Here is a 14,375-nt window from a genome sequence, read left to right as displayed (position 1 = left end):
TCGACGTTGCCCCGAAACGTCCTCCATTGCGCGCACAGCCCGAATGGAGTTCCAGCTACCGGCCTATCGACGTAGGTTTACACATCCGTTACCAACGGGTCAACCATCTTCGGCGCATCGTCGTAGACCTTGTGAATTGACAGAATCGCCGCCGGGCATTCGATGACACCTAACAACGCCGAAAGGCACTTACAGCCGACTTTTGCCGACTATAAGTGCCCCGGTTCAGGCGAAACAGATACGGCTAAGCCGATTTCCAGACTGCGACGACGGACGGCCGCGGTTGGGTGTCGCCGCCGTCGGGCCAATGCGAAATCGGCGCGTCGGCGGTGGCGTCGTCGCTCTCGCCGGGGTGCTGCACACACACCATGACACGCTCGTCGGTGACGATCGGACCGCAGGTCTCGCCGCCGGCGGGAACCGTCAGGAACTGCCGAGTCTCGCCGCGACGTTCGCCGTCGAGGACGACGGCGAACAGGCCGTCGTTGGAGTCGAGGGCATTGCCGTCGGTGGAGACCCACAGGTTGCCCTTGGCGTCGAACGCGAGGTTGTCGGGGCACGAGATGGGGCTGACCTGGCTCTTGTCGAAGCCGCCGAAGTAGGTGTCGGACTCGTTGGGGTCACCGCAGACCAACAGGAGATTCCAGGTGAAGGACGTGCCCGCGTGGTCGTCGTTGAGCTCGAGTACCTGACCGTTCTTGTTGGTGTTGCGGGGGTTGGCCTCGTCGGCCGCAGCTTTGCCTTCGGTGCCGCGGTTGGAGTTGTTCGTCAGCGCAACGTAGACCTTGCCCGTCACCGGGTTGGGCTCGAAGTCCTCGGGACGGTCCATCTTGGTTGCGCCCACCTTGTCGCCTGCCTGACGGGTGAACACCGCGACCTCCTCGGCCGACATACCGTCGACGAGGGATGTGCCGCGGCCGTCCTCGCCGGTTTCGAGCAGCGGGATCCACGTACCGGTGCCACGGAATTCACCGTTGGACGGCAGGGTGCCGGATCCGTCGATCTCGTCGGGAGTATCGCCGGTGAGGGTGGCTACGTACAGCGTGCCCGCGTCGAGCAGCGTCAGGTTGTTGCGCATCGCGGCCTGGCCGGTGCCGGGCATCATCTTTCGGCTGGAGACGAACTTGTACATGTAGTCGAAGCGCTCGTCGTCGCCGCTGTAGGCCACCACGGTGCCGTCATCGGTGACGTGGATCGTCGCGGCCTCGTGCTTGAAGCGGCCGAGCGCGGTGTGCTTGATGGGAGTCGACTGCGGGTCCCAGGGATTCACCTCGACGATGTACCCGAAGCGGTTCACCTCGTTCGGCTCCTGCGCCAGGTCGAAGCGCTTGTCGAAGCGCTCCCACTTGCGGTCGCTCGCGGCACCTTCGATTCCGTAGCGCGAGAGACGCTGCGCTACAACGGGATCGGTGACCGACTCGGCATTGCCGAAGTACTGGTTGAAGTTCTCCTCGCCGGAGAGCACGGTTCCCCACGGTGTCAGGCCGCCCGAGCAGTTGTTGAACGTGCCGAACACCTTGGTGCCGGTGGGATCGACGCTCGTCTTGAGGAAGTTGCTGCCCGCGGCGGGGCCGGTGACGACGAACTCGGTGGTGCCGGTGATGCGGCGGTTGTACTGCCCCATGGCCGGGGTCAGCTTGCCGGTGCCCGACTCGCCCTGAACCTGTACCACCGAAAGTCCGTGTGCGGCAAGGGCGACGTCGAACTGCTCTCGGGTGGGGTTCTCGGCGTCGTAGCCCTTGAACATCGCGGGCTCGGTGCTGTACTCGTGGTTGACCACCAGCAGGTGCGCGTTCGGTGTGCCCTCGATCGCCAGGAGACCGGCGAAGTCGTTGTTGAAGCCGAACTGCTTCTCCTGCGCAGCGGCCGTCTGGTTGTCGAAGTCGAACGCCGGTGCGCCTGCCACGACTGCGTCACCCCAGCGGATGACGATGCCCTGCTCGTAACCCTCGGGTACCACTACGGCGTCCTCGGTGTTCGGTTCCACCGCAACAAAATCCACGCCATCGACCGGTGGGGTGCCGGAGCCTGTGGTGTCGGAACTGCCGGTAGCCGCCGGCTCGTCGGTGGAACACGCGGCCAGAGCACTGCCCGCGCCCACGGCGAGCACTGCCATCGCTCCACCCTTGATGACGCCACGCCGGGACATCGCGGTCTTGACGATGTCGCCGAAGTACTCGCCCTTCGACGTATTGGGAATCTCGTGGAAGCACGCATCACCGCACTTGTACTTGCACGTCAATGATGAGCGCTTGGAGCTTCCGTCGTGAACGGCGAACAAGGGTAGTGGCTTCATGTCACGGCACGCTGTCACCCAAAAGCGAAAGTAAAGGAACGTTCAGGTGAAGTTGGGGCGAACGAGGCTGCCCTAACGTGCTACAGCACCTGCGACAGAAACGCTTTCAGTCGATCGGTATGAGGATCGTCGAACAACTGCTCCGGCGTTCCGGTTTCGACGGCACTGCCGTGATCCATGAACAGCACCTTGTTGGACACCGAGCGCGCGAAGCCCATCTCGTGGGTCACCACCACCATGGTCATGCCGCCCTCGGCGAGGTCGGCCATCAATGCCAGCACTCCCTTGACCAACTCGGGATCGAGAGCGGACGTGGCCTCGTCGAAGAACATGACCTCCGGCTTCATTGCCAGAGCGCGGGCAATGGCAACGCGCTGCTGTTGGCCGCCCGAGAGATTGCCCGGACGCGAGTCCGCCTTGTCGGTCAGTCCCACCAGTTCGAGTTGATCCATCGCCGCCGCGCGGGCAGCCTCCTTGGACAGGCCGAGCAACTTCTGTGGGCCGAGCGCAATGTTGTCGGCAACACTCTTGTGCGGGAACAGGTTGAACTGCTGGAACACCATGCCGATACGCTGGCGCAGCTTGTCGGGATCGTCCTTCAGAACCGACTTGCCGTCGAGCAGAATGTCGCCCTGCTCCGGCTCGTGCAGTCGGTTGAGGGCACGCAGCAGCGTGGATTTGCCCGACCCGGACGGGCCGATGACCGTCGTGGTCGTGCCGGCCGGGACGTCGATGCTCACCCCGCGCAGCACCTTGTTGGTGCCGAACGACAGGTGAATATCCCTGCCTTGCAATGAAACACTGCATACGGGCGAAACAGAAGTCATGTCAGCCTCTTTCCACGACGACGGCCTGCTCCACCGGATCGAGCGTCTGCTCGGCCTTACCGGTGCGCAATCGCTTGTCGATGTAGTTCACGAGATGGGTGAGCGGCACGGTCAGCACCAGGTAGAACAATCCGGCCGCGACGAGCGGAGACAGGTTTCCGGTCTGCGCGTTGAGATCTCGACCGACGGCGAACAGCTCACGCTGGGTGGCGAGCAACCCGAGGAAGTAGATCAGCGACGAGTCCTTGATCAGCGAGATGAACTGATTCATCAGAGCCGGCAGGACGCGTCTGACACCCTGCGGGACGACGACGAGGTTCATCGAACGACGACGGCTGAACCCCAGTGCCCGTGCGGCTTCCATCTGACCGGCCTCGACGCTCTGGATACCGGATCGGAAGATTTCGCCGATGTACGCCGCGGCGAGCAGAGACAGTGCCGCTGCGCCGAGCCAATACGGGTTGCCGCCCGTCAGACCCTGCACCACCGGTCCGATACCGAGTCCGATGATCAGAATGATGACCACCGCGGGCAGTCCGCGGAAGATGTCGGTGTAGACCCGTGCAGGCCAGCGCAGCCAACGCGTGCGCGAGAGGCCCGCCAAGGCCAGCAGCATGCCCAGGGCCGTACCGATGATGCCCGACGCCAACGCCAGAATCAGCGTGTTCGGCAGACCGACCTTGAACAGGTCGGGGATGGCCGACTTGTACAGCGACCAATCGAAGAACGTATCCCCCAGCTGCGCCAGCGTGGATTTAGGTTGCACGGCAACGGCTTCGGGAGCGTTCGCATCGTTCTGAGCTGCGATGGCCGCGAAGTCGGGTAGCTCCGGCTGGGTGGCGGCCTTGCTGCCCGGCTTGAAGCCGTCGGGCAATTCGCGCGGGACCCAGTCGGAGTAGAGGGTGGCCCAGGTACCGTCGGCGATCACCGCGTCGAGCCCGGAGTTCAGGGCGTCGATCAGCGGTTGATTGTCGCGGGCGACGGCCCAGCCGACGAAGTTGTTCAGCGAGAACGTGTTCTGCGTGATCGCGGTGCCGTCCTCGGGCTTGACCAAGCCCTCCGCCTGCTGTGACGGGGCGACCCATGCGTCGATCTGGCCGGTCTTGAGATTGGCGTAGGCGGTGTTGTAATCGGGGAACTTCACCGGATCGAGGCCGAGCGTGTTCACCACGTAGTCGTCCTGCACGGTGCCCTGCACCACGCCGATCCTGGTGCCCGGGTTGAGGTCCTCGAACTTGGTGATCGGGCCGCCGGCCTTCGCAACGAGGGAGAAGTAGCCGAAGTCGTAGCCGTTGGTGAACCCGACGGTGTTCCGGCGCTCGTCCGTTGTCGTGATCGAGGACGACCCGACGTCGAAGCGGCGGCCTGCCACCTGCGCGAGCAGGCCCGAGAACTCGGTGCCCGAGAAGTTGATCTGCAGGCCGAGCTTCGCAGCGACGGCCTTCAGCAGTTCGTTGTCGTAGCCGGTGTACTCGCCGGCCGAGTCCAAGCAGATGCTGGGCGGGGCGTCGGACAATGTGCCGACGGTGAGGACGCCCGGCGTCGCCAATCCGAGGGATCCCGTGTCGATCCGGTCCAGCGGGGTGACGTTCGCTGTCGTGTACTTGTCCTCCGTCGCGGCAGCGGCCGCGGCGTCGAAGTTCGTCGGGGTCGACGACGCACTGTCGACACCGGGAGGGGCACACAGGTCGGTCGGACCTGCAGCCGCCTGATCGTCGGAGGACGACGTGCCACACGCGGCGAGCGTGAGTGCCATCAACAGTCCGAGAACGAGAACCACGAGCGCGCGTGAAGCGCGTACGGCAACCATGCACAAAACCCTAAGCGGACCAGGGCCCACTCACCCAAACGGGCGTCGCGCAAGGGTTTCGCTCAACGAACTGCAGTGACGTGTCTCTACTTGTGCGAGTCCCGCCACGCGATGGCATCGCCGAGCTCCGTGAGGTCGTATTCGGGGCCTCCGGTACCCACGGTGAACAGCGTTGCTCCGGCGTCGACGAAGTCCTGAGCGGTGTCCGCGCCCGGCCATGAGACCGATCGAGTGATGCCCGAGACGTCCCGCCCGACGGTCGTGCCGTGCTCGGCGAGGATCTCCGACTTGCGCTTGAGAGCCTCGAGGTCCGCAAAGCTGTGCCAGATGTGCGCGTACTCGGCCACCATCTTCAGCGTCTTCTTCTCACCGCCGCCGCCGATGAGGATCGGGATGTCGCGGGTGGGTGCCGGGTTGCCGACGTCCAGGCGGTGACGGATTCTGGCCAGGCTCTCTTTCAGCAATGCCAGACGCGAACCGGCCGTGCCGAACTCGTAGCCGAAGTTGTCGTAGTCCTTCTCGTTCCAGCCGGCACCGATGCCGAGGATCAAGCGGCCGCCGCTGATGTGGTCGACGGTGCGCGCCATGTCGGCCAGCAGGTCGGGGTTTCGGTAGCCACCGCCGGTGACGAGGGCACCGATTTCGACGTTCGACGTCTGCTCGGCCCAGGCACCCAGCATCGTCCAGCACTCGAAATGAGCACCGTCGAGATCGCCGTACAACGGGTAGAAGTGATCCCAGTTGAAGATGATGTCGACGCCCGCATCTTCCGACCGCAACACCGCGTCGCGAATGAGTTGGTAGTCGGGAGCGTGCTGGGGCTGAAGCTGAACACCGATCTTGACGGTCATGGGGGTCTCCTCGTCGTGTGGGCTGCGTCTCCCATGATGCACCCGAATACGCCTAGCCGATGCGGACGCCGCTCTCGGCCATCATCGCCCGCAGTACGAACCCGGCCTCGGAGCCGACGATCTCGCTGACGAGGGTGATGTAGCGATCGACGAATGCGCCTCCGTGTTGCTGCTCGTCCTCGTCTGCGAAGTGGTGCGCAAGCTCGTGCAGAACCACCAGTTCTCGCAACGCCCACGCTCTGTTGCCGTGATGCAAGGGAACGGCGATGGTGGCCGTGTCCGGTTCGTAGTGCGCGGCACCCGAGCCCGACCGAGCTCGGACGGTGATCACACGACCGGCGTCGGGCCACATGGCTGCGACCCAATCCAGTGCCAGGACCGCGTCGATGTATGTCTGCACCGATTTCAGCGACGCGAACTTGCGCTCGATCGGCAGCGTGATCTGCGAGCCCATCACCTGCACAACGCGAATGTCACGCTCCTCGGCGCGATCGAACATGGTGCGCACCAACTGTTCGGCGTCGTACACCGCGGACCGCTGCGTGTCCCTCGCCCTGCTCACCCGGTCAGCCTAATTTGTATCGCCCGCTCGCCTCGCCTAGTGTCTTTATCGACAACGATTGTCGAAGTCGTTCCCATTTCCAGCGTTCAGGAGGTTCCTTGCTCGTCGTCGACGACCTCTGCATCGACGCCGGACGCACCCGCATCGCCCGGTGTGTGTCCTTCGAGATCCCCGACGGTCGACGCCTGGGTTTGCTCGGCGCATCGGGATCGGGAAAGTCATTGATCGCCTCGGCGTTGGTCGGAGCGCTGCCGCCGGGCATCACCTGCAGCGGCACCATCGTCGTCGACGGCCACAACGTCACCGGAGTTCCGACACCTCGGCTGCCCCACGCCGCCCGCCCGGCTATGGTCTTTCAGGATTCGGCCACCGCCCTCAATCCGATGGTCACCGTCGGCAAACAACTGCGTACGTCCGACGCCGCGGAACTGCTCGAGCGGGTGGGTCTGTTCGATGCCGAGCGCATCCTGGCCGCGCACCCGCTCGAACTGTCCGGTGGCCAACGTCAACGCGTCTGTATCGCAGTCGCATTGGCGCGGGCGAGGTCACTGGTGATCGCCGACGAGCCTACGACGGCCCTCGATGTGGTCAGCCAGGCTCGGGTGCTGGACGCGCTCCGTGAGGTGCCGTCGCTGCTGATGATCACGCACGACATCGCCGTCGCCGCGCAGCTGTGCGACCATCTGATGGTTCTCGATTCAGGACGCATCATCGAATCTGGTTCCACGGCAACAATTCTGGAACATCCTGCGACCGACATCGTTGGACGCATGGTCGATCACGCGCGTGCTGCCGATCCGTTTCGTCAGTTGGTCATGCCATGACCGCGGGCTTGGTGGCCACGGACATCACGCGCACCTACGCTCGGCACGGCTCGTCTCGTACCGCCCTGGACGGCGTCTCGTTCACGCTGCCGCCGGCCGGTCGTACAGGAGTGGTCGGCGAATCCGGTTCGGGCAAGACCACGTTGTTGCGCATGCTGTTGGCGTTGGATATGCCCTTCGAAGGAACCATCGAATTAGATGGGCGCACAGTGTGTTCCGCTTCCGCGCGATCGCTGCGGTGGTTTCGCAGACTCGTGCAGTACGTACCCCAGGATCCCGCGACCAGCCTCGACCCACGCCGCAGTGTCCTGGACTTGGTGGCGACGCCGCTGCGACTTCTCGGCGTCGACGGCGATCATCGAGCCAAGGCAGGCGCCGCACTCGCTGCCGTCGGGCTGGACGAGCGTTATCTGCAGCGCCGGCCGACGGAACTGTCCGGTGGTCAGAATCAACGCGTCGCCATCGCTCGTGCGGTGGCCTGCGAACCACAGTATTTGCTGGCGGACGAGCCGGTCAGCGGGCTGGACCCCGATCTGCGTGAGCAGGTCCTCGCAGTCCTGGCCGGACTGCCGAGCGCAGTGCTGATCGTCAGCCACGATCTGTCGGCAGTCGCTCGGCTCTGCAGGGACGTGGCGGTGATGCACGACGGCCGGATCGTCGAAACCGGCAGCGTACGAGACATTCTCACTGCACCGCGGCACCCCTGTACCCGAGATCTGATCGACGCCGTACCCCGGCTTGCATGACCATCACAGGAGATTCATTGATCACCAACATGTTCCGCGTCGGCGCTCTCGCGTGTGTGGGTGCACTCACGCTTACCGGCTGCTTCGCGTCCGGGCCCGCGTCCGGGGATGCAGAGAACCGCGCCCGTGTGGCGATGCTGCAGCCTCCGCGCTCGGCGCTCTCGCAGTTCAGCGACGACGCCTTCAAACTTTCACGCTGGTCGGCAGCCGAAACCTTGATCTCCCTCGACGACCTGGGCGATGCTCAGCCCCTGTTGGCGGCAGCCTGGAATCGTCTCGATGACCGCACCTGGAGCTTCGACCTCCGCCCCGACGTCACCTTCCACAACGGAGCGCCACTCGATGCTGCCGCCGTCGTCACCGCCCTGACCGCTGCCACCACGGCCGCGCCGAAGCCGCGCATCCTCGACGGCGTCGAGCTGACGGTGACTGCTACCGACGAAAACACCGTCGAGGTCACCACCGAGGACGTCGATCCGTTGGTGCCGCAGCGACTCTCGAGCCCGCAGCTGGCAATCCTAGCGCCCGAGGCCTACTCCGCAGGCGGTAGCGACCCCGTCGGCACCGGCACCGGACCTTTTGTGCTGACCGGAGTGAACGGCACATCCAGTGCCACGCTTGACCGCAACGAGAACTACTGGGGTGAGGCCGCGAAGCTCGCCGGCATCGACGTCGACTTCGTGCCCGACGGTACTGCCCGCGCAGCGGCGCTGCGCAACGGCACCGCCGATGTCGTGGAAGCGATTCCGGTGTCGCAGACCGCCAACATCGACGAGGCGCTGGTGCACGAGGTCCCCATGCCGCGTACCAACACCCTCTACTTGAACACCGCGTCCGGGGTGTTCGCAGATCCGGCGATGCGCGCCGCCGCAAGGGAATCGGTGGACAAGGATCGTCTGGTCGAGCAGGTCTACGAGGGCCGCGCCGACGCGGCGAACGGACTTCTCGGACCAGCGCTGCCCTGGGCCGCGGACCGTCCGGTGCGCACCGAGACCCCGGCGGGCGATGCCACCGGCAAGACCATCACCCTCGCCACCTTCACCGATCGCGCCGAACTACCCGAGGTCGCGGTACTGCTGCAGCAGGAGCTCGAGGCAAAGGGCTTCGTCGTGAACCAGGTGGTGCGCGAATACCAGTTCATCGAAACCGACGCTCTCAGTGGTGTATTCGACGCGTTCATCCTCTCCCGGGCCACGGTGCTCGACTCCGGCGATCCGGTGGCGTATCTGTATTCCGACTTCGCCTGTGACGGATCGTTCAACATCTCCCAGTTCTGCGACCCGCAGGTCGACGCGGCCCTGTCCGGCGCATCGGCCACCGAACCGGGCGACGGGCGACGCGCCGCCGTTCTCGAGGCCGAGAAGCTGATCCTGGAGCAGGATGCGGCCGTGCCGATGCTGCACGAACGCGTGATCCAGGGTGAATCCGTGGCCATCACCGGCGTCGCTCGCGACCCTAGGGAACGCACGCTCATCACCAACCAGACCACATTCGAGTAAGGTAGTGCGCACTACCGCCTCGCGTCTGGTTGCTGTCGCCGGTGTCGTCCTGCTCGTCGGGATGCTGCCGTGGCTGTCGAATCGCGATCCGGCACTGAGCATTCTGCGGGCTCGGTCGGCCGAGCAGGAACCGACCCCCGAGGCCCTGAACGCAATCCGCCGCGACCTCGGCCTCGATGCCGGGCCGCTACGAATGTTCTGGGACTGGCTCACCGGCATCGCGTCTGGCAATCCCGGAACTTCCTGGAACACCGGCCAACCGGTACTTCCCGGTGCCCTCGATGCCTTGACGGTCTCGCTCACCCTCATGGTCTTCGCGATGGTGGTCGCAGTCGTCACGGCGGTTCTCGTCGTGTTGCCCAGTGTGCGAACAGGTTTGCGCGGCAGCCCGAAACGTACCGGGGGTGGCGTCGCCGCAGCGCTGACTTCGTTACCGGAGTTCCTGCTCGCGTCGGGGCTCGTCCTTGTCGGAGCCGTGTGGCTGTCCTTTCCGGCGTACGGCTGGAACGGTCCCGAGTACGCAGTGCTACCCGCACTCGCACTCGGGCTACCCGCGGGCGGACTCATCGGCCGACTGCTCGCCGACGCGATCGCCGTCACCTTCACCGAGGGCTGGGTCATCACGTGGACGGTCGCCGGGTTCTCCCGCTCGCAGATCGCCGGCGCGGTGCTGCGCCGCGCGCTTCCGAGTATTGCGTCGCAGATCGGTCTTGTCATGGTCGCCATGACGGGCGGCGCGGTGGCCGTCGAAAAGGTGTTCGCCATACCGGGATTGGGGCGAGCCACCCTCGGTGACGCGCAGTCTCAGGACCTTCCTGCCCTGCAGATCGACATTCTGCTCCTGCTGGCGGTCAGCGCTGCCCTTGGTATCGCTGCAGAACTTGCCCGACGGTTGCTCCTCGGCAGCGCATTGCACGAGAAGGCTATGCCCATCCCGTCCGGAGTTTTCCATCCGTCACCGCGACGGTGGTTGGTGCCGATCGCTGCCGCGTCGGTCCTGCTGGTCATGGAGCTTGCCGGGCTCCCACGCGACGGTCAGGCGACTACGAGGGAGAAGTTCGCGGCTCCATCCCTTGCCTACCCGTTCGGAACGGACGCGTCCGGACGAGATCTGTTGGCCCGGGTCGCCGACGGCGCACTGCGGTCGATCGGACTCTCACTGGCGGTCACGCTCGCGGCGCTGGTGGTCGGTGTGCTGTTGGGTCTGGTTCCGCGCGCGTCGAGGGGCCTGGTAGAGGTAACCAACGCGGCACCGCCGGTGGTCACCGGAATTCTGATCGCGGCGATCTGGGGTCCGAGCGCAGGCGGGGCGGCCGTCGCGGTCCTGATCGTCACGTGGGCTCCGCTTGCGGCGCACACCGCCGCGCTCGTCGAGGAAACCCGCGCTCGGCCGTACATCTCCATCCTGCCCACGCTCGGGGCAGGCAACGGAAGAATTCTGCTCGGGTCCGTCGTCCCCGCTGTGGTTCCGGTAGTGCTGCGGCACGCCATGATTCGTCTGCCCGGGGTCGCCCTGGCCCTGGCCGCACTCGGATTTCTCGGTCTCGGACCGCAACCGCCGACGGCGGACTGGGGGTTGATCCTGTCCGACGGCGTCGCAGCGGTCGAGCGAGCACCCTGGGTGGCGGCAGCTCCGCTGGCGTCGTTGATCGCCCTCGCCGTTCTCGCTGTATCTCTCGCGGCGGCCACGTCGGGTCGAGTGAGGTCGACCGGTAGCGTCGTCGAGAAAGTCGATGCAGGAGGGCGCAGTACATGAGCGCGAGTACATGAGCACGGGGACCGACAAGTCGCCGACGCGATGGCGGTGGTCGTTTCTCGTCGATCTACGGCGGGCCACCCCCACCGTCCGACTTCTCGTACTCACCCAGATGACCTTCAACATCGGCTTTTTCATGGTGTTGCCGTATCTCTCGGTGCATCTGACGTCCGATCTGGGACTCGGGGCGGCGCTCGTCGGAGTTGTGCTCGGAATCAGAACTTTTTCGCAGCAAGGACTGTTCTTCGTCGGTGGCACCCTCGCCGATCGATGGGGCATCAAACCGGTCGTCCTCGTCGGCTGTGTACTACGGGTGGCGGGCTTCGTGGGCCTGGCGTTCGCCGATTCGCTGCCGGCGGTGCTGATCGCCACGGTATCGATCGGATTTGCGGCCGCATTGTTCTCTCCCGCAGTCGAATCCGCGGTCGCAATCGAGGCGGGCAAGAGTGAGCGCAGTGGCTCCGTCACTCGGGTGGAGACGTTCGCGCTCATGTCGGTGTGCAGCCAGATCGGCTCGTTCACTGGCCCACTCGTCGGATCATTGTTGCTGTTGGTCGACTTTCGGGTCGCGTGCCTCGTCGCCGCAGGTATTTTTGTTCTCGTCATTGCCGCACACATCCGATGGTTGCCACGTGAGCCCGGCGAACACCGCGACGATCCGTGGCTCTCGGGCTGGACCGATGTGGTGCGCAACAGAACTTTTGTGCTGTTCGCGGTGGCGATGAGCGCGCAACTGGTGGCCTACAACCAGCTGTATCTACTGCTGCCCCTCGAGGTGGAGCGGGCGTGGGGATCGCAGACGGTACTGGGGTGGTTCTTCGCGATCTCGGCGGTACTCGTGGTGTCGGCGCAGATGCCGATCACCCGACGCGTTGCGGGTACGGCACCGCGGCTCACGCTGCCGATCGGATTCGCCGTCATGGCAGCGTCTTTCGTTCTCGTCGCCGCTGCTGCACCGCTCGAATTGCACGGATGGGTCGGTCTGATCCCGGCGGCACTGTTCGTGTTGCTTCTCGCTCTGGGTCAGATGATTGCCATGCCCCAGGCCCGGGACCTGGTGCCGCGCATGGCCGCCGAACGTCGACTGGGCTCGTACTACGGCTTCATGGCCTCACTCGGTGGCATCGGAGTACTGGTCGGATCGATCGCGCTAGGTGCGGTGATCGACGCCTCCCCCGACACCGGCTGGGGTGCAGCCACCCCATGGCTGGTCGCTGCGCTGTTCCCCATCGCCAGTGTCGTCGGCCTTCGCGTGGTGCTCGCTCGTCTCGACTGACCCGCATCCCCCATCGCCCGCTTCCCCATTCCCGCAAACGCGCGCGCATTGGTCATACGCGAGCGAGTTCGCTTCCGATTCGATGCGAATCTGCGCGCACCTGGCGAACGCGCGCGCGTTCGCCGAACGACCGGCCACACCCGAGTCCGCCGATGCCGCGAGCTCGAAGTAGCGGCCGATGATCTGTGATTCGGTCACGAACCCAGCACCCCTCCCAGACAGGGAGAGTCCACTCTCCCCCAGGGGGAGGGGTCAGAATGTGGACATGAACGGATTGCTGACGATCGGCGAGTTCTCTCGGATCACGCACCTGTCGGTCAAGACGCTGCGCCGCTATCACGAGTCGGGGCTGCTCGAACCTGCGTCTGTCGACGATTTCTCCGGTTATCGGTACTACGACACGCATCAGGTCGCGACGGCGCAGATCATCAGTCGGTTCCGCAGCATGCAGATGCCCGAGCGCGAGGTACGGGCGATCGTCACCACACCGGATCCCGACGCCCGGGCCCGGTTGATCACCGAGCACCTCACTCGGCTCGAGAGGCAGTTGGACGACACCCGATCCGCGGTGACGGCACTTCGCCGGTTGTTGGATCCGACCCCGCCGACTATCGAGGTTCGGCGCATACTCACCGAGAAGTGTTCGGTGGCAGCAGTTTCCGAGGTGGTCGACGCGTCCGAGGCGCTGGTGTGGTACTCCGACGCGATGGCCGAGATCGACGCAACCGTCTCCGACGTCACCGGACCTCCGGGCGGGCTCTACGACAACGAGCTGTTCACCGAAGGTCGCGGGGTGATGACCGTGTATGTCCCAACATCGGATGCGCCGTCTCTGAACAGAATTCGGCCGATGACGTTGCATCCCAAAGAACTTGCCGTGACGATCCACCACGGACCGCACGACGACATCGACGTCACGTACGGCGCGCTCGGGGTGTACGTCGAGACCAATGGCCTCGCCATCGCGGGGCCGGTACGTGAGGTCTACGTCGTCGGGCCGCGCGACACCGCGAATTCGACGCTGTGGCGCACGGAAATCGGATGGCCGGTGTTCACGGCGACGTCGACCGCGCCTTGATCAGCGACCCAGCTGTCGGCTTGCGCCGTCGAGTTCGGCATGCGCACCGATCTTCGCGTTTCGTCCCGCTCGATCTCCGGCCTTGCGGGCACCCTCGGAGTACCCGGCGTTCGCGCTCTGGCCCCGCCAGTGGCCTCGTGCAGTCGAGGTCTGCCGATAGTAGTCGCGTAGCTCGACCTCCTTGTTGCGCAACACCAATGCGGTACCGGCACCCTGCTGTTCCTGAGCGATAGCTTTGGCCTCGGTGTCTTTCTTCACCTCGCCGAGTCGCTGACCGATTCGAGCGGCGAACGCGGTCTGGAAGTTCAACCGTGCCGTCACGGCAGAGACGGGCACTTCCTCGCGCCGGGTGTAGCGTCGACGATTCTTGATCTCGGTTACGGTACGAATGGCCGTCTCGGATTTGTAGGCACCGGATTTGATGTACGCGTCCGACGCTCGAACCATCTGGATCAGTAGCGAGGAGTACAGGGCCTCGGTGGTCTCGATGTCGGAGTCGAAGCCGTAGGCGAACACCTGCGTCGACGATCGGGACACATCGCACTGGACGTCGTTGGCATGGGCGATGGCGACGAACAGTTGAACGTAGGTCTTGAGCCCACGCTTGCCGGGTTCACCGATGGGGATGACCTTCTGGGTAGGCGTCGCCTGCCGTTCGCGCGATGCGCTGTGCGAACGCGCCACGGCCAGATCCACCGACGCCGACGTGGCCAAACGCTGAGCAGCCTCCATGAAGGCCTCGGCCTCGTGGGGGTTGTCGGTGGACTCCGCCTGGCGCAGCAATCCGCCGATTCGCGTCAGCATCTTGTCCGAACTCATGAGCGAAAGGGTACCGGGCACCTCCGACACG

12 protein-coding genes are annotated in these 14,375 nt (G+C 64.9%); 6 read left to right on the top strand and 6 right to left on the bottom strand.

Going from position 1 to position 14,375, the window contains the following annotated elements; translation table 11 throughout:
* Positions 1 to 244: 244 nt before the first annotated feature.
* The 5 genes from CH305_RS08185 to CH305_RS08165 form a co-directional block, all read right to left on the bottom strand.
* Positions 245 to 2,296: a PhoX family phosphatase gene (locus CH305_RS08185; RefSeq protein ID WP_094703356.1), complete on the bottom strand. Its 2,052-nt coding sequence runs from the start codon at positions 2,294 to 2,296 to the stop codon at positions 245 to 247.
* Positions 2,297 to 2,376: 80 nt separating this feature from the next.
* Positions 2,377 to 3,123, bottom strand: a complete 747-nt coding sequence (locus CH305_RS08180; protein WP_094703355.1) for an amino acid ABC transporter ATP-binding protein — start codon at positions 3,121 to 3,123, stop codon at positions 2,377 to 2,379.
* A 1-nt stretch (position 3,124) separates the two neighbouring features.
* Positions 3,125 to 4,933 (bottom strand): ABC transporter substrate-binding protein/permease, encoded by a 1,809-nt coding sequence (locus tag CH305_RS08175; RefSeq protein WP_094703354.1) that lies wholly within the window; start codon positions 4,931 to 4,933, stop codon positions 3,125 to 3,127.
* Between the two features lie 86 nt (positions 4,934 to 5,019).
* A complete protein-coding gene (locus tag CH305_RS08170; RefSeq protein ID WP_032402743.1) occupies positions 5,020 to 5,784 on the bottom strand; it encodes an LLM class F420-dependent oxidoreductase in 765 nt (254 codons plus the stop codon).
* Between the two features lie 52 nt (positions 5,785 to 5,836).
* Positions 5,837 to 6,346, bottom strand: a complete 510-nt coding sequence (locus CH305_RS08165) for a TIGR04338 family metallohydrolase (protein WP_032402744.1) — start codon at positions 6,344 to 6,346, stop codon at positions 5,837 to 5,839.
* A gap of 98 nt (positions 6,347 to 6,444) precedes the next feature.
* On the opposite strand from CH305_RS08165, the gene CH305_RS08160 reads away from it, so the two are divergent.
* The 6 genes from CH305_RS08160 (at position 6,445) to CH305_RS08135 (ending at position 13,525) form a co-directional block, all read left to right on the top strand.
* On the top strand, positions 6,445 to 7,170 hold the full coding sequence (locus CH305_RS08160) for an ATP-binding cassette domain-containing protein (protein WP_179278229.1): 726 nt from the start codon (positions 6,445 to 6,447) through the stop codon (positions 7,168 to 7,170).
* A complete protein-coding gene (locus tag CH305_RS08155) occupies positions 7,167 to 7,916 on the top strand; it encodes an ABC transporter ATP-binding protein (protein ID WP_037152054.1) in 750 nt (249 codons plus the stop codon). Before CH305_RS08160 ends, CH305_RS08155 begins: the two co-directional genes overlap by 4 nt.
* Entirely contained in the window at positions 7,913 to 9,415 is a 1,503-nt protein-coding gene (locus tag CH305_RS08150; RefSeq protein ID WP_256983609.1) for an ABC transporter substrate-binding protein, read from the top strand. The genes CH305_RS08155 and CH305_RS08150 overlap by 4 nt, the downstream gene beginning before the upstream one ends.
* A gap of 4 nt (positions 9,416 to 9,419) precedes the next feature.
* Positions 9,420 to 11,171, top strand: a complete 1,752-nt coding sequence (locus tag CH305_RS08145; RefSeq protein ID WP_218828577.1) for an ABC transporter permease subunit — start codon at positions 9,420 to 9,422, stop codon at positions 11,169 to 11,171.
* Positions 11,172 to 11,181: 10 nt separating this feature from the next.
* The gene (locus CH305_RS08140) at positions 11,182 to 12,447 is read left to right on the top strand and encodes an MFS transporter (RefSeq protein WP_094703352.1); all 1,266 of its coding nucleotides are present in this window, start codon (positions 11,182 to 11,184) and stop codon (positions 12,445 to 12,447) included.
* 265 nt (positions 12,448 to 12,712) lie between these two features.
* Entirely contained in the window at positions 12,713 to 13,525 is an 813-nt protein-coding gene (locus CH305_RS08135; protein WP_094703477.1) for a MerR family transcriptional regulator, read from the top strand.
* Here CH305_RS08135 and CH305_RS08130 read toward each other — a convergent pair whose 3' ends face one another.
* The gene (locus CH305_RS08130) at positions 13,526 to 14,344 is read right to left on the bottom strand and encodes a DUF2786 domain-containing protein (RefSeq protein WP_094703476.1); all 819 of its coding nucleotides are present in this window, start codon (positions 14,342 to 14,344) and stop codon (positions 13,526 to 13,528) included.
* Positions 14,345 to 14,375 lie beyond the last annotated feature (31 nt).

It is taken from the genome of Rhodococcus sp. 15-649-2-2 (assembly GCF_002258645.1).
Taxonomy (GTDB): domain Bacteria; phylum Actinomycetota; class Actinomycetes; order Mycobacteriales; family Mycobacteriaceae; genus Rhodococcoides.
This window is presented reverse-complemented; position numbering and strand designations above follow the sequence as displayed.

What these genes read in the sequence shown, in the direction of transcription:
- CH305_RS08185 (WP_094703356.1), bottom strand. Translation starts at nt 2,296, where the DNA reads ATGAAGCCACTACCCTTGTTCGCCGTTCACGACGGAAGCTCCAAGCGC.
- CH305_RS08180 (WP_094703355.1), bottom strand. Translation starts at nt 3,123, where the DNA reads ATGACTTCTGTTTCGCCCGTATGCAGTGTTTCATTGCAAGGCAGGGAT.
- CH305_RS08175 (WP_094703354.1), bottom strand. Translation starts at nt 4,933, where the DNA reads ATGGTTGCCGTACGCGCTTCACGCGCGCTCGTGGTTCTCGTTCTCGGA.
- CH305_RS08170 (WP_032402743.1), bottom strand. Translation starts at nt 5,784, where the DNA reads ATGACCGTCAAGATCGGTGTTCAGCTTCAGCCCCAGCACGCTCCCGAC.
- CH305_RS08155 (WP_037152054.1), top strand. Translation starts at nt 7,167, where the DNA reads ATGACCGCGGGCTTGGTGGCCACGGACATCACGCGCACCTACGCTCGG.
- CH305_RS08150 (WP_256983609.1), top strand. Translation starts at nt 7,913, where the DNA reads ATGACCATCACAGGAGATTCATTGATCACCAACATGTTCCGCGTCGGC.
- CH305_RS08140 (WP_094703352.1), top strand. Translation starts at nt 11,182, where the DNA reads ATGAGCACGGGGACCGACAAGTCGCCGACGCGATGGCGGTGGTCGTTT.
- CH305_RS08135 (WP_094703477.1), top strand. Translation starts at nt 12,713, where the DNA reads ATGAACGGATTGCTGACGATCGGCGAGTTCTCTCGGATCACGCACCTG.
- CH305_RS08130 (WP_094703476.1), bottom strand. Translation starts at nt 14,344, where the DNA reads ATGAGTTCGGACAAGATGCTGACGCGAATCGGCGGATTGCTGCGCCAG.